Source organism: Streptomyces sp. NPDC004658, from assembly GCF_040609555.1.
In the GTDB taxonomy this organism is placed as follows: Bacteria; Actinomycetota; Actinomycetes; order Streptomycetales; family Streptomycetaceae; genus Streptomyces.
In genome coordinates, this window is sequence record NZ_JBEXKG010000097.1 from 1 (window position 1) to 22,732 (window position 22,732).

The following is a 22,732-nucleotide window of genomic DNA, read 5'->3' on the forward strand; positions in this document are numbered from 1 at the left end:
GCTCCCCGACCCCGGGGACGCCGAGGCGGTGCGCCGGCTGTGGGAGGAGGGGCTGTTCGCCGAGCGGGCGGCGCTGCTGGGGGCCCTGCGCGCCCGCACGCCCGCACTGGGCCGTGAGCTGCTGGCGTCGACCTGGGCGACGGAGCGGGCGGAGGACCGGCTGATGTTCCTCGACTCGCTGCGCACGGGCCTGTCGGACGCGGACGAGCCGTTCCTGGAGCGGGCGTTGGGCGATCGCAGCCGTAATGTCCGGGCTACGGCGGCGGAACTGCTGTCGGCCCTGCCGGACTCGGCGCTCGCCGCGCGGATGGCCGTACGGGCCTCGGCGTGTGTGGCCCTGGACCGGACGGGGAGCGCGCCGGCGATCGTGGTGGAGGCGCCACTCGAATGCGACGCGGGCATGGAGCGGGACGGCGTCGTGGCCGCACCCCCCGCGGGCCGGGGGGAACGGTCGTGGTGGCTGGGCCAGTTGGTGGAGGCCGCTCCGCTCGGCACTTGGTCGCGGCGACTCGGCGGGCGGACGCCGCAGGAGATCGTGGCGCTGCCGGTGGCGGACGGCTGGCAGGGCGAGCTGCACGCGGCCTGGTGCCGGGCGGCGGTACGGCAGCGGGACGCCGCCTGGTCGCGGGCGCTGCTCGGCTCGCCGTCGGCACCGGAGGCGGGCGGACCGGGCGCGGTGTCGCTGGCGGAGCGGGCGAAACTGCTGGCCGCGCTGGATCCGGCGGAACGGGCCGCGTGGGTCGCCGGGTTCATCGCCACGCACGGGCTGTCGGAGGCGTTCCAGCTGCTCGGGGTGTGTGCGGTCCCCTGGGCTCCCTCGCTGGGCCAGGCGGTCGTGGACGCCCTGAACATCGCTCGGGACGCGGGCAGTTACCCGTGGAGTTTCAGCGGGGTGATGGGTCTGGCGGAGCGTTGCCTGGATCCGGCGGAGGCCGTCCGGCTGGAGGCACTGCTGGCGATACCCGACGAGCGGGAGGACGCCGCGCCGGGCGCCGGCGGCTACTGGGCGGAGGCGTTCCAGCGGCTGGTCACGACCCTGCGGCTGCGGGCGGCGATGACCCGGGAACTGACCCCGCCCACCCCGGCCGCGCCACCCCCGAGCACACCCGCACAGCCGCGAGAGGCAGCCGCGTAACCGCCCGAGAGCGGCCCAACCGCCGACGCAGGCCGCGCACCGGGCGGATACGGATCCGCAACCACCGCAAACAAACCGCGCGACCGCCGGAGACACCGCGCACCGGAGGGAAGCAGACCCGCAACAGGACGGATGCGGACCCGCAACCACCGCAACAAGCCGCGCAACCACCGAAAGGAGGCCCGCAACCACCGGAAGCGTCCACGCAACCGCAGACACCACCCGCACCGTCACCAGAGGCAACCGCGCAACCCGGGCGAGAGCCACCCAACCGCCGACGGAAGCCGCCCAACCGCCGGGGACAGCCACGCAAACCCCAAGGGCAGCCCCCGCGCAACCGCCGGAGGCAGCCGGTCAGCCTCCCGACGCCGCCGGCTGGCGGACGTTCTCCCGGACCCACTCCACGATCGACGTGGTCGTCGCACCGGGGGTGAAGATCTCCGCGACGCCCTTCTCCTTCAGCGGCGGGATGTCCTCGTCCGGGATGATGCCGCCGCCGAAGACGAGGATGTCCTCGGCCTCCCGTTCCTTGAGCAGGTCGATGACCGCGGCGAACAGCGTGTTGTGGGCGCCGGAGAGGATGGACAGGCCGATCGCGTCGGCGTCCTCCTGGATGGCGGTGTCGACGATCTGCTCCGGCGTCTGGTGAAGCCCGGTGTAGATGACCTCCATACCGGCGTCGCGCAGGGCCCGCGCGATGACCTTGGCCCCACGATCGTGGCCGTCGAGCCCCGGCTTGGCGACCACCACGCGGATCGGACCGGCTGCCACACCCATCACTGCCTCCATCAAGCGACCACGGAAGCGATCGCTTCCGTCCGTATCGACAAGTACCGCACTTTTGGCGCGTTCCGCCACCGTCGCGAAGTGAACGAACGTTATCTCCAGCATCCCGCAAGCGGCAGTTTTACGGGGCGCCGCGAGGGGGAAATCACATGGTGGGACATCAGGGCACACGGGGGTCGAGCCGTCCTCCTGTGTGCCGACAGGAGGTCGGCCCATGAAGGTCACCGGGGTTTTGCCGCTCTTCCTCCCGCTCTGCCGCCGCCTGTGGCCGGGCAGACTGGCCGGACTCTCCATGACGCTGCTGCGTGCGACGGCCCTGGAGGCGGCGATTCTGGCGGGTCACCTCCTGCTGTATCCGACCGGCCTGATCCAGGAGCGGCACTCCGGCGCCCTGCCCGCCACGGACGGCACCGCCCGGCTGCCGGTCCGCCCCGCGCCCCCGGTCGTCCTGCTGCACGGTTTCATCGACAACCGTTCGGTGTTCGTGCTGCTCCGCCGCACCCTCGCCCAGCACGGCAGGCACCGGGTGGAGTCGCTGAACTACTCTCCGCTGACGTGCGACATCCGCATAGCGGCCGAGCTGCTCGGCCGGCACATCGAGGAGATCTGCGAGCGCACCGGCAGTGCCCGGGTCGACATCGTCGGGCACAGCCTCGGGGGTCTGATAGCGCGCTACTACGTCCAGTGCCTGGGCGGTGACCTGCGGGTACGCACGCTGGTCACCCTCGGCACCCCGCACGCGGGCACCCGGGTGGCGCCGCTGGCGGACGCGCATCCGATCGTGCGGCAGATGCGGCCCGGCTCGGCGGTGATCGAGGAGCTGGCCCGGCCCGCGCCCGGCTGCCGGACCCGCTTCGTGAGCTTCTGGAGCGACCTGGACTCCCTGATGGACCCGCTGGAGACGGCGTGCCTGGAGCACCCCGACCTCGACGCGCAGAACGTCCGGGTGACCGGCATCGGCCATCTCGCCCTGCCCGTGCATCCCGCCGTGGCGGCCGGGATACGCGAGGCCCTGGACGCCCCGCACACCGGGGAGCGGGCCGTCGACGGCCTGACGGTGGCCTGAGCCCCGCCTGGCGGTGGCCAGAGGTCGCCTGACGGCAGCCTGAGCCCGTCTGAGTACGGCCGGAGCGCGGAGCCCGCACAGCCCGCGCATCACCGACGCACAGCCCGCACAGCGCCGCTCGACATCGAACATCCTTCGAACGCAAGACCAAGGTCGCGTCGTGGGGCCCCGAAACACGGCCGAATGCCCGTTTCCGGCCCACGCGAAACAGGCCGAAGATTGTCGCGCCCAGGTACCGCCGGGTACAGTCGCCGCACTGCTCTGGCAGCCCCTGTTGTCGAGGCGAAAGAGAAGTTGGTGAACGACCGTCACCCGTCGGGGACCATGACCACCCCGGCCCCGGCTTCCGACGCCTCCACCGCGCAGTACGCGCCGTACGGGACACAGGAAGCTCCCTACGACGACCTCACCACGTACGGCGGTTACGACGCCACCGGTTTTGCCGGTGACTCCGCGAGCACCTCGCACTTCCACACCGACCCGCTCTTCGGCAGCCTCCCGGGCGGCGAGCAGACCACCGGCGCGTACGACACCACGCACTGGCAGACCGGCACGACCCAGACCCCGGCCTACGACCCGTACGCGGCGCAGCATTACGCCGCCTACGACTCCGGCGTCTACGACAGCACCGCCTGGACCGTCCCCGCGCAGTCCACCGGGAACGACGTCAGCGGCCAGTGGGACGCCAACGCCTGGCTCCAGCCGGACTCGTCCGGCGGCGCGGACCCCACCCAGCAGTGGGGGTGGGGCACCCAGACCTTCGACACGGGCGCGTACGACGCCACGCAGTGGAACTCCGCGGGGCAGAGCGTGCCGGCGCAGGCGGAGCAGGGTGGCGAACCGTTCGATCAGCAGGCCACCGCGACCTTCGAGGCGGTCGGCGATCCGCGGTCCGCGTTCGAGCAGGTGCCGTACGAGGACTCCGCCTTCGACGAACAGCCCGCCGCCGAGGGCGAGTCGGAGTCCACCGGCGAACTGCCCGCCGTGAACGGCCTGCTGGACGACCAGGAAGAGGTCACCCCGGCGCCCGCGACCCGCGCGGGCTCGCGCGGCGGGGCGCGCTCCCGGCGCCGTACGCCCGCCAAGCGCTCCGCGCTGCTGACCGTGGCCGTGCCGTCGGCCTGTGTGATGGGGGTGGCCGGGATCGCCGCTGCCTCGGTCGGCGCGCTGACCGACGACTCCAAGGACACCGCCACCACCGCCTCGGACGCGCAGCCGGTCAAGCCGTCCGTCGCCAACAGCAAGCTGGACAGCCAGCTCAAGACGCTGTCCGCGGGCGCCGACGACTTCGCCGACCGGGCGAGCCGTACCCAGGAGCGGATCGACCTCAAGGCGCAGCAGGAGTTGGAGAAGAAGAAGGCGGCCGCGGAGGCCGCGCTGAAGGAGCGGCTGCGGCCCAAGTTCGCGCTGCCGGTCGCGCAGCACGGGCTGAGCGCCTACTTCGGCCAGGCGGGCATCAACTGGATGTCGGTGCACACCGGCATCGACTTCCCGGTCTCCTACGGCACCACGGTGATGGCCGCCACCGACGGCACCGTCACCACCAAGTGGAACAGCGCCTACGGCAACATGCTGATCGTGACGGCGAAGGACGGCACGGAGACCTGGTACTGCCACCTCTCCAGCTACCGCGTCGCCTCCGGTACGACCGTCAAGGCCGGCCAGCCGATCGCCTACTCCGGCAACTCCGGCAACTCCACCGGTCCGCACCTGCACTTCGAGGTGCGGCCGGCGGGCGGGGCGGCCATAGACCCGCTGCCGTGGCTGCGGAGCCACGGACTGGATCCCACGTAGGCACCGGGGCCCCGCTCTTCAGCGGGGCCCTTTCGGTCTGCTACAGCTTCTCCACCGGCGCGTACCGCAGCAGCAGCCGCTTCGGCTTGGCGTCGCCGAAGTCGATCGTCGCCTCCGCGTTCCCGCCCGTCCCCTTCACCGCGACGACCGTGCCGAGCCCGAACTGGTCGTGCGTGACCCGGTCCCCGACGGCCAGCGCGACCACCGGCTTCTCCGCCGTGCGCCGTGTGGCGAACCCGGACGCGCCGGACGCCGAGGAGCGCGAACGGGTCGAGGACAGCGAGGCCGCGATCCCGGACGCCGGACCCGAGGACACCGGCGCCGCCGCCCCCGTCCGCTTCCACTCCACATGGGCGGGCGGGATCTCCTCCAGGAAGCGGGAGGGCGGGTTGTACGACGGCTGGCCCCAGGCGCTGCGCATCGCCGACCGCGTGAGGTAGAGCCGCTCCCTCGCGCGCGTGATGCCGACGTACGCCAGGCGCCGCTCCTCCTCCAGCTCCTTCGTCTCGCCGAGGGCGCGCATGTGCGGGAAGACGCCGTCCTCCATGCCGGTCAGGAACACGACCGGGAACTCCAGGCCCTTGGCGGTGTGGAGGGTCATCAGCGTGATGACGCCGTCGCCGTCCTCCTCGTCCGGGATCTGGTCGGAGTCGGCGACCAGGGCAACCTGCTCCAGGAAGTCGGCCAGGGTCCCCTGTTCCCCTTCGCCCCGCTCCTGCTCGAACTCCAGGGCCACGGCGGCGAGTTCCTGGAGGTTCTCGATCCGGGTCTCGTCCTGCGGGTCGGTGGAGGCCTGCAACTCGGCCAGGTAACCGGTGCGTTCGAGGACGGCCTCCAGCACCGTGGCCGGTCCGGCGCCGGACTCGACGATCGTGCGCAGGTCCTCCATCAGCGTGTTGAACCGCTTGACCGCGTTCGTGGAGCGCGCGGCCATGCCGTACGCCTCGTCGACGCGCTTCAGGGCCTGCGGGAAACTGATCTTCTCGCGCTGGGCGAGGGCGTCGACCATCGCCTCCGCACGCTCACCGATGCCCCGCTTCGGCACGTTGAGGATGCGGCGCAGCGGCACCGAGTCCTCGGGGTTGGCGAGGACGCGCAGGTAGGCGAGGACGTCCCGGACCTCCTTGCGCTCGTAGAAGCGGACCCCGCCGACGACCTTGTAGGGCAGGCCGACGCGGATGAAGATCTCTTCGAAGACCCGGGACTGGGCGTTGGTGCGGTAGAAGACGGCGACGTCTCCCGCGCGCGCGTGGCCCGCGTCGACCAGGCGGTCTATCTCCTCGGCGACGAACTGGGCCTCGTCGTGCTCGGTGTCGGCGACGTACCCGACGATCCGGGCGCCCTGGCCGGCGTTGGTCCACAGGTTCTTCGGGCGGCGGGACTCGTTGCGCTCGATGACCGCGTTGGCGGCGGACAGGATGGTCTGCGTGGAGCGGTAGTTCTGCTCCAGCAGGATCGTCGTCGCGTTCGGGTAGTCCTCCTCGAACTGGAGGATGTTGCGGATCGTCGCACCCCGGAAGGCGTAGATCGACTGGTCCGCGTCGCCCACGACGCAGAGTTCGGCGGGCGGGATGTCGTACTCGCTGGGCGGGGTGTCCTCATCGTGGTCCCGGGTGCCGACGAGTTCCCGCACGAGCGCGTACTGGGCGTGGTTGGTGTCCTGGTACTCGTCCACCAGGACGTGGCGGAAGCGGCGGCGGTAGTGCTCGGCGACGTCCGGGAAGGCGCGCAGGAGGTTGACCGTCGTCATGATCAGGTCGTCGAAGTCCAGCGCGTTCGCCTCGCGCAGCCGCGACTGGTACAGGGCGTAGGCCTGCGCCAGGGTCTTCTCGAAGCCGTCGGCGGCCTGGGCGGCGAAGTCCTCCTCGTCGATCAGCTCGTTCTTCAGGTTGCTGATCTTGGCGCTGAAGGACTTCGGCGGGAAGCGCTTGGGGTCGAGGTCCAGGTCGCGGCAGACCAGGGCCATCAGGCGCTTGCTGTCGGCGGCGTCGTAGATCGAGAACGACGAGGTGAAGCCGAGCTTCTTGCTCTCCCGGCGCAGGATGCGGACGCACGCGCTGTGGAAGGTCATCACCCACATCGCGTTCGCGCGCGGGCCGACGAGCTGCTCGACGCGCTCCTTCATCTCGCCCGCGGCCTTGTTGGTGAAGGTGATCGCGAGGATCTGGCCCGGGTGGACGTTCCGCTCGGCGAGCAGGTAGGCGATGCGGTGGGTCAGCACGCGGGTCTTGCCGGAGCCGGCGCCGGCGACGATGAGCAACGGGGAGCCCGCGTGGACGACCGCGGCGCGCTGGTTCTCGTTCAGCCCCTCCAGCAGTGCCGCCGCGTCGAGCGCGGGGCGGGGGGCGCCGTCACGGTAGTAGCCTCCCCCGCTCTCGGCTTCGCTCGAGCGGGGGGAGCCCCATCGGTCCGGGGGCACGTCGAACTTCCCGCCGAACAGATCGTCCGGAAGAGGCTCCGGAGCGTGATCGTCCTCGGGCGGCGGCGGAGGTTCCTCCTCGTGCCCGCGAGGGGTCTGGAGGTCCGCCAGGAAGCTGTCGTCAAAGAGGCTGCTCATCGCTCTACGAGTCTAGGGCGCCCCACCGACAACCGGTCCCGGTCCCCGGAACACGGCCGCTCCAGACGTGACTTGATCTTCGCGTGGAGCAGGGGTTCTCCCCGCTCACGCATCGGAAGCACCTGGTCACACGGACGTGAACCTCGACCCACGCCGGAAAAAGGTCACGGAAATGTATCGGACATACTGCGCACCAACCTTCACAGAAGACACACGAGTTGGCTAGGTTGCCGTCAGGCCGCACGACCCCCCTCCGGCGAACGTCGCCGGGCCGCGCGGCCTCCGCCGAATCCGGCGCGCCCCGCACGGTGCCCGGAGCCGGGGACCCACCGATCCTGGGGTGAATCGGCCGCATCCCGCCCGGGACGACGCCGTAGGGCAACCCTTCCGAGTACCGCCCTGACTCCCCCAGCCCCCGAGGGAAGACCTGGGTACCCCACCGCTGACCCCGGTAGGCGGCAGTACGGAAGGAGTCGCCTCCCTTGGCGTCGCACCGCAAGCCGCGCCCCGGCGGAACGCAGGGAGCGGGCGCCCGCACCCCCGCCCTCGCCACCGCCGCCCTCACCTCCGTGGCCGTGCTCTCCCAGACGGCCGAGGCCGCGCCCTCGCCCGCCCCCGGCCGGCCGAGCCAGGAGGAGATCGAGGCCAAGATCGAGGACTTCTACCGCCGAGCGGAGTCGGCGTCCGAGGCGGCTGGTGGGCGGGACGACCGGGGGGCCGGGCGAGCCGACCGGGGCGCAGGGCGAGTGGCCCGCGAGACGGGGAGCGCCCCCTGGGCGACCCGGAGTCTCGACCGGGGAACCGGGCGGGCCGAACCAGGTGCCGAGGGCGTCGGACGAGGTGCCGGGCGGGCCGGACGGGGAGGCGCCGGCCGGGCCCCGGGGGCCGGGTGGTCCGGGAACGCTGACGGAGGCGAGCGGGTCGACCCGGCCGAGGCCCCGCGGCGCCGCGCGGACAGCCTCCAGCGGCTCCGGGACGAGGTCGCCCGCCGCGCCCGGCACCGCGGCCTCGCCGGACCGCGAGCCGCGATCCCGGGCCAGGCCGGCAGTGCGCAGACCGGGCGTCCTGCGATCCCCGGCCAGGACGGCACCGCCCCCAGCGGGCGTCACGCGATCCCCGGCCAGGACGGCACCGTCCCGACCGGGCCTTACGCGATCCCGGCCCAGGACGGCACCGTCCCGGTCCAGCGGGCCATGATCCCGGGCCAGCGCGGCACCACCCCGCCGCAACGCGGCACGATCCCGGCCCAGCACGGCACCATCGGCGCCCGGGACACTGTGTCGCCGCCGCCCGCCGCGGAGACGGCCGTCATCCCGCCTGTCGCGGCCACGGCCGTTCCCGCGCCGACTCGGGACACGGGCGCCACGGTGCCCGCTCCGGGCCCGGTCGTCGCCCCCGCCGTGCCCCCCGTCCCCGACCCGCCCGTCCCCGCCCCGGCCGCCGCCCTGCCCGAGACGGGCACCCCCGCGGCACCGCTCACCGGCTCCCAGACGGACGTAGCCGCAAGCGGCCCGAAGGCGGCCAAGGCGGCGGTGCAGAAAAAGCTCGCCCACGCGCGCGTGCTGCTGTCCCAGCGGGCGGCACAGGCCGCCGCCGCGCCCCCCACTGCCGTGCCCCCCACCGCCACGGCTTTTACCGCAACGCCTTCCACGGCCACGGCTTCCACAGCCACGGCTTCGCCCGCCCCCGCCGTACCCGTCACCACCACGGCTTCCTTGGCCGCGCCATCCACGATCACGACCGCCGCGACCACCGCCCCAGCCGCCGTCACACCCCCCGCGGCGTCACCGTCCGGCACCTACGCGACCAAGGCCAGGAAGGCCATCTCCTTCGCCCGGGCCCAGGTCGGCAAGCCCTGCGTGTGGGGCGCCGCGGGCCCCGGCTCCTACGACTGCGCGGGGCTCACCCAGGCCGCCTGGAAGTCCGCCGGCGTCACCCTGCCGCGCACCGCGCGCGAGCAGGCCGAAGCCGGTACCCCGGTCGCGCCGGCCGACGCCCGCCCCGGCGACCTCGTGTTCTTCCACGACGACGCCGCCCACGTCGGACTCTGCACAGGCGACGGCATGATGATCCACGCCCCCAGGCCGGGCGCGTACGTCCGCGAGGAACCGGTCTCCGGCATGACGGCGGCCGTGCACAGCGTCGTGCGGCCGGGCTGACCCCGGGGCGCGCCGGGGATCGGCCCTACGGAACGGCGGGACCGCTGATCAGGTCCGCACGGAACGGCGGGACCGTCGATCAGGTCCGCAGACCGGTCAAGTCCACAGAACCGATCAGGTCCACAGAACGGCGATGAAGATGTTGGCCGTGGTCAGCAGGCCGACCAGCCCGAAGAGGCCCTTGTCGATCCGCTCCTCGTCGCGCTTCACGTAGACCAGGCCGAGGATCACGATCAGCAGGGCGAGCTTCACGCCGATCTTGACGGTGTTGACGTGGTGGTCGTCGGCCTGGTTGAGGCCGACGAGGGCCACGCCGGTGACCAGCATGGTCAGCGCGCCGTGCAGCATCCCGGGCACGAACCGGGCCGTGCCCTGGCCCATCGCCTTCATCTGGGTGAGGAAACCGCCGAGCAGCGCGGCGATGCCGATGATGTGCAGGCCGACGAAGAGATGGATGAGTACGTCCATGGGGCCGGAGCCTAGCCAGCCCCCTCCGCCCCGCCGTCACCCGGGCCCTCCAGCCCCTCACCCCGCGCCCTCCGCCCCACCCTCACCCGGCCCCATCGCCCACCCCCGACCAGAACATCACCAGGTCCGGCGACCCTCCGTCACCGGTCCCGGCGACCGTCCGTCACCAGGCGCGCCCGCGCATCCGACGATCCGGCTGTCCGGCCGGCCCGATCTTGCATATATGCGCCCCATAGCACTTCACATCCCCCGCCAGTCCCCCTTTCCGCTCTTCGGTCAGCACGCTCCGTAAAGAAGACGACTCCGGTCACCGCGCGCGGTCACATACGGTCACGTCCCGGTCCGTCCGAACCACTTCCGCACACCGCGTTACCTACTCGTCACCGTCCGGCCTAGCGTCCTCCCCCAGGTGACCGGCTCCCCACCGCCGCCCGGACCAGGGGCGGCAGTCGGCCACCACCGCCGAGGAAGGCCCGGCGGCGGCCCGCTCCCCCTGTGCGGGCCGCCGCGGGGCGTACTGACCGCTCGGCCGTGCGAGTCGTACGAAAGGACGTGACGGTCCAGGTGGCAGCGCACCGCAAGCGCCCGCAACGCCCGCTCAGCGGCCATACGGCCCGGACGGCCGCCACTCTCGCCCTTGCGGGCGCGGCCACCGCGACCGCCTTCGACGGGACAGGGCACGCCGAACCGCAGCTGACACCGACGCAGGTGAAGGCCAAGGTGGAGACCTTGTACCGGGAGGCCGAGGCCGCCACCGAGAAGTACAACGGGGCGAAGGAGAAGGCGGACGCCGGGCAGCGGCGGCTGAGGGCGCTCCAGGACGAGACCGCCCGCAAGCAGACGAGGCTCAACTCCGCCCGGGAGGCGCTGGGTTCCCTCGCGGCGGCACAGTACCGGGACGGTGGCATCGACCCGGCCTGGCAACTGGCCCTGTCCAGTGACCCCGACCGGTATCTGGACCGCGCCGCGTTCGCGGAGCGGGCCGGTGACCGGCAGGCCGCCGCGGTCTCCCGGGTGCGCCAACAGCTACGGGAGATCGAGCGGTTGCGCGGAGCCGCGCGCATCGAGGTGAAGTCGCTGCGGTCGCGGCAGGCGGAGCTGAGGCGGCAGAAGAAGACCGTCACCGGCAAGCTGGACGAGGCCCGGCGGCTGCTGGCACGGCTGACTCCGCCGCAGCGGACCGAGGTCACCGGTGCCGGCGGCCCGGGCGGGCGCGTCTCCCGGTCGGCGACCGGCGCACGGCAGCAGCTGGAGCGGCCCGGGTCCGCCCCCGCCCCGACCTCCCGCGCGGCGGCGGCCGTCGCCTACGCCTACAGCAAGCTCGGCAGCCCGTATGTGTGGGGGGCCACCGGCCCGCACGCCTTCGACTGCTCGGGGCTGGTGCAGGCCGCCTACCGCTCCGCCGGCATCTCCCTGCCCCGCACCACCTACGCCCAGATCAACGCGGGCCGGCGCGTCTCCCGCTCCGAACTCCAGCCCGGAGACCTGGTGTTCTTCTACTCCGGCATCAGCCACGTCGGCATCTACGTGGGCGACGGCCGGATGATCCACGCCCCCAACCCGTCGGCGCCGGTCCGTCTCGCCCCGATCGACCAGATGCCGTTCGCAGGGGCGACAAGGGTGGGGTGAGCGGGCGACCGCGGGGCCGGCCCGGGCGGGACCGCAGGGGTCAGACCAGCCGGCGCGCGGTCGCCCACCGGGTCAGCTCATGCCGGTTGGACAGCTGGAGCTTGCGCAGGACGGCCGAGACATGGGACTCCACCGTCTTCACGGAGATGAACAGCTGCTTGGCGATCTCCTTGTAGGCGTAGCCCCGGGCGATCAGGCGCAGTACCTCGCGTTCCCGCTGGGTGAGGCGGTCCAGATCCTCGTCCACCGGCGGGGCGTCCGTGGAGGCGAAGGCGTCCAGGACGAACCCGGCCAGCCGCGGGGAGAAGACGGCGTCGCCCTCCTGGACGCGGAAGATGGAGTCGACCAGGTCGGTACCGGTGATGGTCTTGGTGACATAGCCGCGGGCGCCGCCGCGGATCACCCCGATCACGTCCTCCGCCGCGTCCGACACGGACAGCGCGAGGAAGCGGACCGGCTGCTCGGCGTCCGCCATCAACGCCGCGCACCGGCGCAGCACTTCGACCCCGCCGCCGCCCGGCAGGTGGACGTCGAGCAGGACGACCTCGGGCCGGGTGGCGGTGATGACCGCGACCGCCTGGTCGACGTCCGCGGCCTCGCCGACCACCTCGACCCCGGTCTCGGCGGTCTGCCCGATCTCGGCCTGGACGCCGGTACGGAACATGCGGTGGTCGTCCACCAGCACCACCCGGACGTGCCGCCCGCCCGCGCCGGCACCGGTCCGGCCGGACTCGGCCGGCTCCGCCGCTCCCGCCGTGCCGTTCGCCTCGGTCGCGTCGCTCATGACGTCTTCTCCGCCCTCTCCATCTCCAGCTCGACCTCGGTGCCGCCGCCCGGCACCGCCCGCAGCCGGGCCGTGCCGCCGTTGCGCTCCATGCGGCCGATGATCGATTCTCTGACACCCATGCGGTCGGCGGGTATCGCGTCGGGGTCGAAGCCGGGGCCGCGGTCGCGCACGGACACGAAGACCGTCCTTCCCTCGACTTCGGCGTAGACCTGTACGGCACCGCCCTCGCCACCGTACTTGGCCGCGTTCACCATCGCCTCGCGCGCGGCCTGCATCTGCGCACCGGTCCTCTCGTCGAGCGCGCAGTCGCCGACGATCACGACCTCGATGGGCACGCCGTGCTTGTCCTCCACCTCGGCGGCGTTGCGGCGCACCGCCTCGGCGACCGTGTCCGGCTCGTCGGCCTCGTCCTTGCCGGTGCCCTCCGGCTTGTACAGCCAGGTGCGCAGGTCGCGTTCCTGGGCGCGGGCGAGGCGGCGCACCTCGCCCGCGTTGTCGGCGTTGCGCTGGATCAGGGTGAGGGTGTGCAGCACGGAGTCGTGGACATGGGCGGCGACCTCGGCGCGTTCCTGGGCGCGGATGCGCATCAGACGCTCCTCGGAGAGGTCCTGGGTCATGCGGACCAGGTAGGGGCCGGCGAGCAGGGTGATGCCGACGAGGACAGCGAGTGCCGCCTGGAGGACGGCGCCGAGGTGGGCGGTCGACCCCTGGAGGACGAAGATGGCGGAGACACCGGCCGTGACGAGCAGGACGCCGCCTGCCGCGCGGAGCAGGGTGAGCGTGCGGCGCCGGCGACCGGCCTCGGCCCAGCGGGCCCGGCGGGCGTTGTCCGCCTGGCGCCAGACCAGGGCGACGCCGGCGGCAACGAGCACGGCGGGCACCAGGTACGCCTTGGTCGCGCTGCCCAGGTTGACGCTGCCCACGAAGACCATGGACACGATGACCATGAGGAGCAGCGCGACGATCTGTCCCCGGTCCGGCTTGCGGGCCACCAGTCTGCGGCGGCCGTCCGGCGAGGTCTCCGTGCCCACCAGCGACGGCTTCTGGTCGCCGACGCCGCCGATGCCGAGCGGCACGAAGAACCAGAACGCGGCGTACAGCAGCGCTCCGAGCCCGTCGGCCATGAACAGGCCGACGAAGGCGAGCCGCACCCAGATGACGGGCAGCCCGAGATGCCCGGCGAGCCCCCGCGCCACTCCGCCGAGCCAGCGTCCGTCGCTGCTGCGGTAGAGCTTGCGCGGGGGCCGCGGGTCGTCGAGTGGCAGGCTTGCGGCTTCCGGCATGCCAACGATGGTCACACGAGCGGCGGGAGGGAGCATCAGGGTCGGCCCCCGAGACGCCCCTGATCTTCCGCCGGGGCCGGTCCGGGTGGGCGGTTCGGCGGGCATCGCGCCGCGATCCGTGCCGCTCGAACGGTTCCCCGCCCCGTCTCAGGGCCGATTTCAGGGTTGGCCCAGGGTCGTCCCGACTGCCGTCGCGGCGGCGGGGCCGTCACCATGGACGCATGACGGATCACGAGCACGCCGCGACGGGTCCGGGACCCGGCCCCGGCCCGCGCCCGGCCCCGGGCACCGGGCCGACGGATGCCGCGCCCGCCGCGACGGAAGAGACGGGGGCGGCCGGCGCCGGCCCCCACTCCCCCACGCACGGGCCGGAGCGGCAGGAGGGCACCGAGGTGCCCGACCGGTTCCGGCGCGACCGCCGGCACAAGATGATCGCGGGCGTGTGCGCGGGGCTCGGCCGGCAGACCGACATGGACCCGGTCATCTTCCGGATCACGCTGGCCGTGCTCTCCGCGACCGGCGGCCTGGGCCTGATCTTCTACGGCTTCGTCTGGCTCCTGGTGCCGTACGAGGACGAGGACGAGAACGAGCTGCGCAAGCTCTTCACGGGTCGGGTGGACGGCCAGGCGCTGGCCGCCGTGCTGTTCGCCCTGGTCGGCTGCGGGATCTTCCTGACGATGCTGAGGAACGGCGGGGTGCTGGCGTTCGCCGCGGTGCTCTCGCTGCTGCTCGCCGGCGCGGGGTACTGGTCGCGGCGCCGCGGCGCCCCCGCCTCCGACCCCCTGGCCGCCCAGGCCGCGGCAGATGCCCCGCCGGAGGCCCAGGCACCGCCGGTCGTCACCACCTACCCCTCCTGGTGGCGGGACCCGATCGTCAAGGACGGCACCCATGTCGGCGGCACCGGGTACCTCTGGGGGCCCGGCGACGCCCGCGAGCGCGATCTCACCTCGGTCGTGGACGTGGGCATGCCCACCGCCTGGACCCACCCCGGGGCGATACGGACGCCGCAGGCCACGCCCCCGAGACCGCGCGGCCCGCGCTGGATCGGCGGCTGGGTGTTCCTGCTCGCCCTGCTGGCGGGCGGCCTGGGCACCGGGCTCGGCTGGGACACGCACCCGCTGGGCACCAGCCTTCAGATCGGACTGGCGTGCGCGCTGGCCGTGTTCGGGCTCGGCATCACGCTCAGCGCGTTCCTGGGCCGCACCGGCGCCGGCACGGTGTTCCTTGCACTGGTCACGGCGGGGCTGCTCGCCGGGGCGGCGGCGCTGCCCCGGGACATCACCACCGACTGGCGGGAGACGTCCTGGAAGCCGGTCGCGGCGGCCCAGGTGCGGTCCGAATACGACCTCGGCACCGGGCGGGGCACCTTGGACCTGAGCCGGGTGCACCCCGCGAAGGGACACACGGTGGCGACGGACGCCCGGGTGGGCGCGGGGCAGCTGAAGGTGATCGTGCCGGCGGACGCGGTGGTGCGGCTGAGCATCGAGGTGGGGGTGGGCGACATCCGGTTGCCCGGGGACAGCGGAAAGGACGTGGACGTGCAGCCCGGCAGGCACAAGGAGCTGACGCTGGCGCCGGCCAAGGGGGCCGGGGCGGCCGGCACGCTGGATCTGACGCTCGGCGTCGGTGTGGGACAGGTGGAGGTCAGCCGTGCTGCGTCATGAGTTCCAGCCCGGGAAGCTGGTCGCCGGGCTCTTCTTCACCGCCACCGCCGTGGCCTTCGCGGGGGACGCGGGCGGTCTGTGGGTAACGCCGTGGTTCGCGGTCGTCCCGCTGGTCATGGGCGGGCTCTGCCTGTCCGGCGCCGCGGCGCTGCTGACCCGGGGGATACGCAGACGGGGCGACGCCGAGGGCGGTCAGCGGTAGCCGCCGGTCAGTCGCCGCCTGCCCCGCCAGGCGGCGTCGAGGGAGAGGTAGGGGGTGCCGGCGAGGATCAGGGGGAGCCAGGCCATCAGATAGGCGAGGTCGTTGCCGTAGTAGTAGGGGGTGGTCGCCCAGCTCACCGTCAGCCAGAGGCTGAGGGAGATCAGCGCGCCGCCGAGTGCGGCGAGCCGGCCGAACAGGCCGAGCAGGATGCCGATGCCGACGGCCAGTTCACCGAGGGCGATGGCGTAGCCGAAGCCGACCGGGTTCTTCAAGGCCAGGTCGACCAGCGCCGGGATGGCGGCGGAGTCGCGGGCCGCGCGCATGGTGTCACCGACGGAGCCGGCGCCGCCGGACTTCATGAACGCGCTGTCGGTGAGCTTGTCCAGACCGGCGTAGATGAAGGTGACGCCCAGGAAGACGCGCAGGGGCAGCAGGGCGTAGTGGCCGGCGGTGTCCCGCCAGGTGCGGTGGCCGTCCAGCCGAGTGGTGTTCCTGTCCGTCCGCATTCCGTGAGTCATCGCCGCCAGCCGCCCTCTCGCCCGCCGAAGCACCCCTCACGTGACCATACGTATGACGAAGGGAACCCGTTCAATCCTGTCCTGAACGATTTTCCGGATTTCGGGCGTCGCCATGAACGGCGGCGGCGCGTCTCCCGCGAGCCGCACAGGGGGCTTGCCCGTGCCTCACATCGCCTAGCGGGCGATGCGGTTCAGGGCCCGCCCCAGACAGCGGTCGGCAGGTCCGTCGGTCAGTCCGGCGAGTCCGATCTCCTCCGCCAGTCGTCGCAGGCGGACGTCGACCGCGTTTCGGGCGTCGCCATGAACGGCGGCGGCGCGTCTCCCGTGGTCCGCACAGGGGGCTTGCCCGTGCCTCACATCGCCTCGCGGGCGATGCCGTTCAGGGGCCGCCCCAGACAGCGGTCGCCGGTCCGTCGGCCAGTCCGGCGAGCCCGATCCCTCCGCCAGTCATCCCAGATGAACGTCGACCGCGTTTCGGGCGTCGCCATGAACGGCGGAGGCGCGTCTCCCGTGGTCCGCACAGGGGGCTTGCCCGTGCCTCACATCGCCTTGCGGGCGATGCGGTTCAGGGCCCGCCCCAGACAGCGGTCGGCAGGTCCGTCGGTCAGTCCGGCGAGTCCGATCTCCTCCGCCAGTCGTCGCACGTGGACGTCGACCGCGGCCTCCACGTGCTCGGCGAGTGCCGCCGCGGCCCGCGGCACCCGCTGCCGCGCGAGGAGTCCTGTCACGACGGCGGCCACGGCGGCCGGCCACCAGAAGCACCCGAGGACGGCGTAGCCGGCGGCCCAGACGGAGCCCGTCACGGCGGTGTCGAAGCGGGTGCGGACGGTGCGCAGGTCGGTCCGTACGTCCTCCGGCAGCACCGTCCACAGCCGGGGCCGGCAGGCGGCGAGGTCGATGCCGTACCGGGTGCCCACGCGGACGACGGAGGCCGCGAGCCGGTCACCGGTGTACGTGGGCCGCACCGGCCGTGCGAGGGCGATGCGGTCTCGGCGGACGGACAACGCCTCGATGTTCTGGCAGCGCTGAAAACCCGTCTCGGGACGGTCGTTCACTCCGTCACCTGGACGACGCACCGGTTGGTCGCCACCCCGGCCGCGGTCACCACCTGCACTTCCACCGCGCCGGGCTCCACCTCGGCCGGTACGGGCACGGTCAGGGCGTTGTCCGTGGGGTTGCGGAAACCGCCCATGACCGGGACCAGGGGGACGTGCACGTCGACCGCGCCGATGCGGACCACCATGCGGGAGAGCCGGTCAGCGCTCTGGGCGCCGGGCGGTACGAAGCCGCTGCCGCGGATCTCGATGTCGTCGCCGGTGCGGATCGGGCCGTCGAGGTCGCCGGGTTCGCGGGCCCGGACCACCGAGAGGATCACCGGCCGGCCGCCCTCGGCGTACTTGCCGGCGAGGTAGGTCGCGGCCGAGATCAGCACGATCACGCCCAGGCCCCAGGGCAGGTCGGGCAGCTGGTCGGGGCGGCGGGCCAGGCGTACGGCGGCGAACAGCAGGGCGACGGCGCTGATGGCGACGTACTGGATGTCGGTGAAGGCGCCCCGGCCGGAGTCGTCGGTGAGCAGGTCGGCGGCGCGCGGCCGGTGGGCGGGGACCTTCTGCAGCCGCTGGGCGAGGATACGCAGCCCCACCACCCGGCGGACCAGGACGGCGACGCCGCACACCACTGCGAGGACGGTCACCACGCCCGCGCCGCGTGCCAGGTCGAGGCCGGAGAGCAACGCGTCGCGTTCGGCGTGGTCGGAGGCGGCGGCCAGGCGGGCGGCCAGCAACAGGACGGCGTAGGCGACGAACAGGACCCAGCAGGCGGCGACGGTACGGGAGGTGGAGACGCGGTTGTCATCGCCGATCACCGGCGCGAGCGCCCCGCCGCGCGCCCGGTGGAAGAAGCAAGCGGTGGTGAGCGCGGCGGCGACGACGAGCGCGGCGAGCAGGGCCGCGGTGCGGGCGCCGGTCCAGCCCGCGCCGATCGCGGTGAGCGCCTCGGCGAGCAGCAGCGCGGTGACCGCGCCCCACACCGCGTACACCGTCCGCAGCCACAGCCGGGCGAGCCGGACCGCGCCCTCGGCCCGGCTCTGTTCGGCGACGGCCTCGGCACGCTGGGTCAGTTCCTCGGAGACCCACTGGCGGGACGCGGAGGCCGAGTGGGCGACGGCCGCCGGCAGTCCCCGGCCGGCGGCGAACTCGTCGCGCCGGCGCAGGAACGCGGCGACGGCCCGCCGGTGTCCCTCACGGGCGCCGTGCGGACAGTCCCCGCAGGTGCAGCCGCCCTCGTGGACGCCGTCGGCATCCGTGTGCCCTCTCGCCTCCTGCACCGCCACGCCCGACGCCCGCCTTCCCCGCGACCTGCCGATCCGGCCCCCGGCACCCGCGGTGCGCATGACGGCCGGCAACTCCCCTGTGCCGACAGCGAATTGTGCCCTACTCCGGGCCCTGGAGGACGCAGGGGCCGGGTCATCGGGGGTGAAGCCGGGACCACGGTGTTGACCCGGCGCCGGACCGGCCCGGACCGCACCGCCGCGGGGGTCAGCTGAGCAGGTCCGGTTCGCTGCGGCTGATGTCCTGCCACAGGGGCTGGTAGTTGATCCAGGCCACGAGGTCGCCGCCGAGCTGCTCGCGGGTGGCGACGGCGAGCTTGTGGTCGATGAGGACCGGCCGGCCCGCCGCCCTGGCCAGCAGCTGCACCTGGCAGGACCGGTCCAGGGACAGGAACCACCAGGCGGCCGCGTCCACCGAGTCCCCGACGGTGAGCAGCCCGTGGTTGCGCAGCACGAGGGCCTTGCGAGAGCCCAGCGCGCCGGCGATCCGGCGGCCCTCCTCGGCGTCCACGGTGACGCCGGTGTAGGCGTCGTACAGGGCGAGGTCCTCGTAGAAGGCGCAGCTCTCCTGGGTGATGGGGTCGATGAGGTCACCCAGGGCGGCGAGGGCGCGGCCGTGCACGGAGTGGCAGTGGGCGACGGCGACGACGTCGGGGCGGGCGGCGTGCACCTGGGCGTGCACGGTGAACGCGGCCTGGTTGACGTGGTAGCGGCCCTCGACGACCTGTCCGTCCTGGTTGACGAGGACCAGATCGCCGACGGTGACGTGCCGGAACGGCATCCCGAAGGGGTTGACCCAGAAGCAGTCGGTGAACTCCGGGTCCCGGGCGGTGATGTGTCCGGACACCCCGTCCTCGAACCCCGCCCGCCCGAAGATGCGCAGGGCGCCCGCGAGCCGCTCCTTGCGGTGCCGGCGCTCGTCCTCGGCCGAGTCGTGCATCGGCGGCATGGCGAACTGCAGCTGGTCGGTGGGCAGCGGCAGGGGCGGCGTGGGCCCGTGCATGGATCCTCCCGTACGGGGACTGCGGTACGGCCGGAAGGTACCGTCGGGCAGCGCAAAAGGGCAGAGCCGTGCCGTGAAGATGCCGTGCGCTGCGCATATCCGACAGAAGATGTCCGGATTCCCGGGGAGGCTGCTCCCCATGACCGTCATGACCCCTGTGAACTGGGCGGCCTTCGGGACCGCCGCGCCCGTACTGGCGACGACCGCGCAGGCGCGTTTCGGCGCCCACCGGCACCATGTCCTCGCGACCCTGCGCAAGGACGGCTCCCCCCGCACCTGCGGGATCGAGGTCCGTTTCCTCGGCGGGGAGCTGTGGCTCGGCATGATGCCGGGCTCGGTGAAGGCCCTCGACCTGCGCCGCGACCCCCGGTTCTGCCTCCAGGCCAACCCGGGCGCGGGCACGGACATGGGCGGCGGCGACGTCCGGATCGGCGGACGGGCGTACGAGGTGGAGGACGGCGAGACCAGGGCCGCGTACGTGAAAGAGGTGGAACCGCCGCAGCCGTTCCACCTCTTCCGCACCGAGCTGACGGAGGTCGTACGGACCTACGTCGAGGACGACACGTATCTGGTCACCCAGGTCTGGCGGCCCGGAGAGCCGGTGCGCACTCTCAAGCGGACCTAGGGAGGACCACTCCGGGACTCAGGAAGGCCACTCCCGGACCCCCGGGAGGACTACTCCCACTCGATCGTGCCCGGCGGCTTGCTCGTCACGTCGAGGACGACCCGGTTGACGTCACGGACCTCGTTGGTGATGCGGGTGGAGATCTTCGCCAGCACGTCGTAGGGCAGTCGCGACCAGTCGGCCGTCATCGCGTCCTCGGAGGAGACGGGGCGCAGGACGATCGGGTGGCCGTAGGTGCGGCCGTCGCCCTGGACGCCCACGCTGCGCACGTCGGCGAGCAGGACGACCGGGCACTGCCAGATGTCGCGGTCCAGGCCGGCCGCGGTCAGCTCCTCGCGGGCGATGGCGTCGGCCTCGCGCAGCAGGTCGAGGCGCTCCTTGGTGACCTCGCCGACGATGCGGATGCCGAGGCCGGGGCCGGGGAAGGGCTGGCGCTGGACGATCTCTTCCGGCAGGCCCAGCTCCTGGCCGACCATGCGGACCTCGTCCTTGAACAGCTTGCGCAGCGGCTCGATGAGCTTGAACTCGAGGTCCTCGGGCAGGCCGCCGACGTTGTGGTGCGACTTGATGTTCGCGGTGCCGGTGCCGCCGCCGGACTCGACCACGTCCGGGTAGAGGGTGCCCTGGACCAGGAACTCCACGGCGGGACCCTCGTCGGCGATGATCTCGGCCTGCGCCTGCTCGAAGACGCGGATGAACTCCCGGCCGATGATCTTCCGCTTCTCCTCGGGGTCGCTGACCCCGGCGAGCGCCTTGAGGAAGCGCTCCTCGGCGTCGACCACCTTCAGCTGCACGCCGGTGGCCGCGACGAAGTCCTTCTCGACCTGCTCGGTCTCGCCCTTGCGCATCAGGCCGTGGTCGACGTACACGCAGGTCAGCTGGGAGCCGATGGCCTTCTGGACGAGGGCGGCGGCGACGGCGGAGTCCACGCCGCCGGACAGGCCGCAGATCGCGCGCTTGTCGCCGACCAGCTCGCGGATGGCCTCGACCTGCTCCTCGATCACGTTGCCGGTGGTCCAGTTCGGCTCCAGGCCGGCACCGCGGTACAGGAAGTGCTCCAGCACCTGCTGGCCGTGCGTGGAGTGCATGACCTCGGGGTGGTACTGGACGCCGTAGAGCTTCTTCTCGTCGTTCTCGAACGCGGCGACCGGGACGACGTCCGTGGAGGCGGTGACCGCGAAGCCCTCGGGGGCGGCGGAGCAGGCGTCGCCGTGGGACATCCACACGTGCTGCTCGGCCGGCGTGCCCTCGAAGAGGGTGGAGGAGCTCCTGGCGACGTGCAGGTCGGTCCGGCCGTACTCGCGGGCGCCGGTGTTGTCGACCGTGCCGCCGAGGGCCTGCGCCATGAGCTGGAAGCCGTAGCACATGCCGAAGACGGGGACGCCGGCCTCGAAGATCTCGCGGTCGAGGGTGGGGGCGCCCTCCTCGTACACGGACGAGGGGCCGCCGGAGAGGATGATCGCCGCGGGGTTCTTGGCGAGCATCTCGGCGACCGGCATGGTGCTGGGCACGATCTCGCTGTAGACCCGCGCCTCGCGGACGCGTCGGGCGATGAGCTGGGCGTACTGCGCGCCGAAGTCGACGACCAGGACGGTGTCGGGGGTGGCGGCAGACTGGGTCGCTGATGACACGGGGTGCCTTCTGGTGGTCGGGCGGGGGTCTGTGCTTCCGATTCTAACGGGGCGGCCGGGGGACCTTTCGAGAGAAGCCGCCGTGGCATACTGACGGCATGCGCAAGCACTCGACCTTCGTCTTTACCTATGGCATCCGGCCCGCCGGCTGCCATGGTCGTGCTGCTTGAGCTGACGCCAAGCGACTTCCCAGGCGCCCCGGGCCGACAAGGCCCGGGGCGTCTGCCGTTTCTCCGGGCCGTGTCGTTCCGGGGCACTCATCCCAGCGAGGAGCCCGACATGACCACCACCACACCGGACACCGCACCGGAGGCGATCATCGCCGACGCCCGTGAGCGCATCGACGCGCTCGACGACCGGATCATCGGGCTCGTGCAGGAGCGGATGGCCGTCTCCGCCGTCGTCCAGCAGACCCGTATCGCCTCGGGCGGGCGGCGGGTGCACCTGTCCCGGGAGATGGAGATCCTCGGCCGCTACCGGGACGCGCTCGGCAAGCCCGGCACCGCCCTCGCCATGACCCTGCTGGAGCTGAGCCGGGGTCGTATCTGAGTTCGGCCCCGCTCTCACCCGTACGGCGCGTGACCGGGCCGCGCACCGCTTCGTTGAGGGGGGTGTCCGTGCCAGCCAGGGGCGGGCCCGAAAGAACCACGCGTGGCTCGCTGGAGCGATGAGGCGTACGGGTCGTGCCGTACGCCGTGGGACCTCGCTCCAGGAAGTGACCGGACGGCAGGGGACAGCAGCCCGGTCACCCAAGAGAACGGCCGGCTCCGGGGACGCCCGGGGCCGGCCGGCGGAACACCGACAACTACAGACAGGGCACAGGAACAAGCGGCGCAACCCCCCGGCGCCGCTCCCCGGCACCGGCGCTGCCCTGACGCCGGTGCTGACTGGAAGAAGGGCCCCGCGGCCTCTCCGTCCCGCGGGGCCCTTCGTCACGTCCGCACCGCTATGTGACTCAGCTCACATGCAAATCCCCGGTCTCCAGAGCAACCCTTCACGGTTTTCGCTGATCAAACCTGCCGGATCAAGAAAACGGTGAGAGGGACCTGCCTTCGGAGGGGGATGCAGGTCCCTCTGTGCCCTTCCGGTCCATCCG

General features: G+C 72.7%; 19 protein-coding genes and 1 pseudogene. 10 read left to right on the forward strand and 10 right to left on the reverse strand.

The window, feature by feature from the left end; translation table 11 throughout:
- On the forward strand, window positions 1-1,135 hold a 1,135-nt coding region (locus ABZV94_RS27410), incomplete at its 5' end, for a DUF5691 domain-containing protein (RefSeq protein WP_356344820.1).
- A 354-nt stretch (window positions 1,136-1,489) separates the two neighbouring features.
- Here the strand turns inward: ABZV94_RS27410 and ABZV94_RS27415 are convergent.
- A complete protein-coding gene (locus tag ABZV94_RS27415) occupies window positions 1,490-1,912 on the reverse strand; it encodes a cobalamin B12-binding domain-containing protein (RefSeq protein ID WP_356344821.1) in 423 nt (140 codons plus the stop codon).
- Window positions 1,913-2,135: 223 nt separating this feature from the next.
- Between ABZV94_RS27415 and ABZV94_RS27420 the strand changes: the two genes are divergently transcribed.
- Together ABZV94_RS27420 and ABZV94_RS27425 are read left to right on the forward strand one after the other, a co-directional pair.
- Complete coding sequence (locus ABZV94_RS27420; protein ID WP_356344822.1) at window positions 2,136-2,987, forward strand: alpha/beta fold hydrolase; 852 nt, start codon at window positions 2,136-2,138, stop codon at window positions 2,985-2,987.
- A gap of 297 nt (window positions 2,988-3,284) precedes the next feature.
- Window positions 3,285-4,781: a peptidoglycan DD-metalloendopeptidase family protein gene (locus ABZV94_RS27425; protein WP_356344824.1), complete on the forward strand. Its 1,497-nt coding sequence runs from the start codon at window positions 3,285-3,287 to the stop codon at window positions 4,779-4,781.
- Window positions 4,782-4,821: 40 nt separating this feature from the next.
- Here ABZV94_RS27425 and pcrA read toward each other — a convergent pair whose 3' ends face one another.
- A complete protein-coding gene (gene pcrA / locus ABZV94_RS27430; RefSeq protein ID WP_356344826.1) occupies window positions 4,822-7,338 on the reverse strand; it encodes a DNA helicase PcrA in 2,517 nt (838 codons plus the stop codon).
- A 482-nt stretch (window positions 7,339-7,820) separates the two neighbouring features.
- On the opposite strand from pcrA, the pseudogene ABZV94_RS27435 reads away from it, so the two are divergent.
- Together ABZV94_RS27435 and ABZV94_RS27440 are read left to right on the forward strand one after the other, a co-directional pair.
- Window positions 7,821-8,027, forward strand: a pseudogene (locus tag ABZV94_RS27435) (glycoside hydrolase); the annotation flags it as partial.
- 504 nt (window positions 8,028-8,531) lie between these two features.
- A complete protein-coding gene (locus ABZV94_RS27440) occupies window positions 8,532-9,497 on the forward strand; it encodes a C40 family peptidase (protein ID WP_356344858.1) in 966 nt (321 codons plus the stop codon).
- Between the two features lie 114 nt (window positions 9,498-9,611).
- Here the strand turns inward: ABZV94_RS27440 and ABZV94_RS27445 are convergent, their stop codons facing one another.
- On the reverse strand, window positions 9,612-9,965 hold the full coding sequence (locus ABZV94_RS27445; RefSeq protein ID WP_356344828.1) for a hypothetical protein: 354 nt from the start codon (window positions 9,963-9,965) through the stop codon (window positions 9,612-9,614).
- Window positions 9,966-10,529: 564 nt separating this feature from the next.
- Between ABZV94_RS27445 and ABZV94_RS27450 the strand changes: the two genes are divergently transcribed.
- Complete coding sequence (locus ABZV94_RS27450; protein ID WP_356344860.1) at window positions 10,530-11,594, forward strand: NlpC/P60 family protein; 1,065 nt, start codon at window positions 10,530-10,532, stop codon at window positions 11,592-11,594.
- A gap of 40 nt (window positions 11,595-11,634) precedes the next feature.
- Here ABZV94_RS27450 and ABZV94_RS27455 read toward each other — a convergent pair whose 3' ends face one another.
- The gene (locus tag ABZV94_RS27455; protein WP_356344830.1) at window positions 11,635-12,378 is read right to left on the reverse strand and encodes a response regulator transcription factor; all 744 of its coding nucleotides are present in this window, start codon (window positions 12,376-12,378) and stop codon (window positions 11,635-11,637) included.
- Window positions 12,375-13,664: a PspC domain-containing protein gene (locus tag ABZV94_RS27460; RefSeq protein WP_356344832.1), complete on the reverse strand. Its 1,290-nt coding sequence runs from the start codon at window positions 13,662-13,664 to the stop codon at window positions 12,375-12,377. The genes ABZV94_RS27455 and ABZV94_RS27460 overlap by 4 nt, the downstream gene beginning before the upstream one ends.
- A gap of 221 nt (window positions 13,665-13,885) precedes the next feature.
- Between ABZV94_RS27460 and ABZV94_RS27465 the strand changes: the two genes are divergently transcribed.
- Window positions 13,886-15,328: a PspC domain-containing protein gene (locus ABZV94_RS27465; RefSeq protein ID WP_356344834.1), complete on the forward strand. Its 1,443-nt coding sequence runs from the start codon at window positions 13,886-13,888 to the stop codon at window positions 15,326-15,328.
- Entirely contained in the window at window positions 15,315-15,530 is a 216-nt protein-coding gene (locus tag ABZV94_RS27470) for a hypothetical protein (RefSeq protein ID WP_356344836.1), read from the forward strand. The genes ABZV94_RS27465 and ABZV94_RS27470 overlap by 14 nt, the downstream gene beginning before the upstream one ends.
- Here ABZV94_RS27470 and ABZV94_RS27475 read toward each other — a convergent pair.
- From ABZV94_RS27475 to ABZV94_RS27490, 4 genes are all read right to left on the reverse strand, one after another.
- Window positions 15,521-16,048 (reverse strand): DoxX family protein, encoded by a 528-nt coding sequence (locus ABZV94_RS27475; protein WP_356344837.1) that lies wholly within the window; start codon window positions 16,046-16,048, stop codon window positions 15,521-15,523. The genes ABZV94_RS27470 and ABZV94_RS27475 overlap by 10 nt on opposite strands.
- Before the next feature lie 539 nt (window positions 16,049-16,587).
- The gene (locus ABZV94_RS27480; RefSeq protein ID WP_356344839.1) at window positions 16,588-17,103 is read right to left on the reverse strand and encodes a hypothetical protein; all 516 of its coding nucleotides are present in this window, start codon (window positions 17,101-17,103) and stop codon (window positions 16,588-16,590) included.
- Window positions 17,100-18,380 carry a hypothetical protein gene (locus ABZV94_RS27485; protein ID WP_356344841.1) on the reverse strand — a complete coding sequence of 427 codons (1,281 nt, stop codon included), beginning with the start codon at window positions 18,378-18,380 and terminating at the stop codon, window positions 17,100-17,102. Before ABZV94_RS27485 ends, ABZV94_RS27480 begins: the two co-directional genes overlap by 4 nt.
- Before the next feature lie 205 nt (window positions 18,381-18,585).
- The gene (locus ABZV94_RS27490) at window positions 18,586-19,380 is read right to left on the reverse strand and encodes a class II aldolase/adducin family protein (RefSeq protein WP_356344843.1); all 795 of its coding nucleotides are present in this window, start codon (window positions 19,378-19,380) and stop codon (window positions 18,586-18,588) included.
- Between the two features lie 148 nt (window positions 19,381-19,528).
- Between ABZV94_RS27490 and ABZV94_RS27495 the strand changes: the two genes are divergently transcribed.
- Complete coding sequence (locus ABZV94_RS27495) at window positions 19,529-20,005, forward strand: pyridoxamine 5'-phosphate oxidase family protein (RefSeq protein WP_356344862.1); 477 nt, start codon at window positions 19,529-19,531, stop codon at window positions 20,003-20,005.
- A 50-nt stretch (window positions 20,006-20,055) separates the two neighbouring features.
- On the opposite strand, the gene guaA is transcribed toward ABZV94_RS27495, so the two are convergent.
- Window positions 20,056-21,636, reverse strand: coding sequence for a glutamine-hydrolyzing GMP synthase (guaA, locus tag ABZV94_RS27500; protein ID WP_356344845.1), 1,581 nt, complete (start codon window positions 21,634-21,636; stop codon window positions 20,056-20,058).
- 279 nt (window positions 21,637-21,915) lie between these two features.
- Between guaA and ABZV94_RS27505 the strand changes: the two genes are divergently transcribed.
- Window positions 21,916-22,185 (forward strand): chorismate mutase, encoded by a 270-nt coding sequence (locus ABZV94_RS27505; RefSeq protein ID WP_356344847.1) that lies wholly within the window; start codon window positions 21,916-21,918, stop codon window positions 22,183-22,185.
- Window positions 22,186-22,732: the final 547 nt, after the last annotated feature.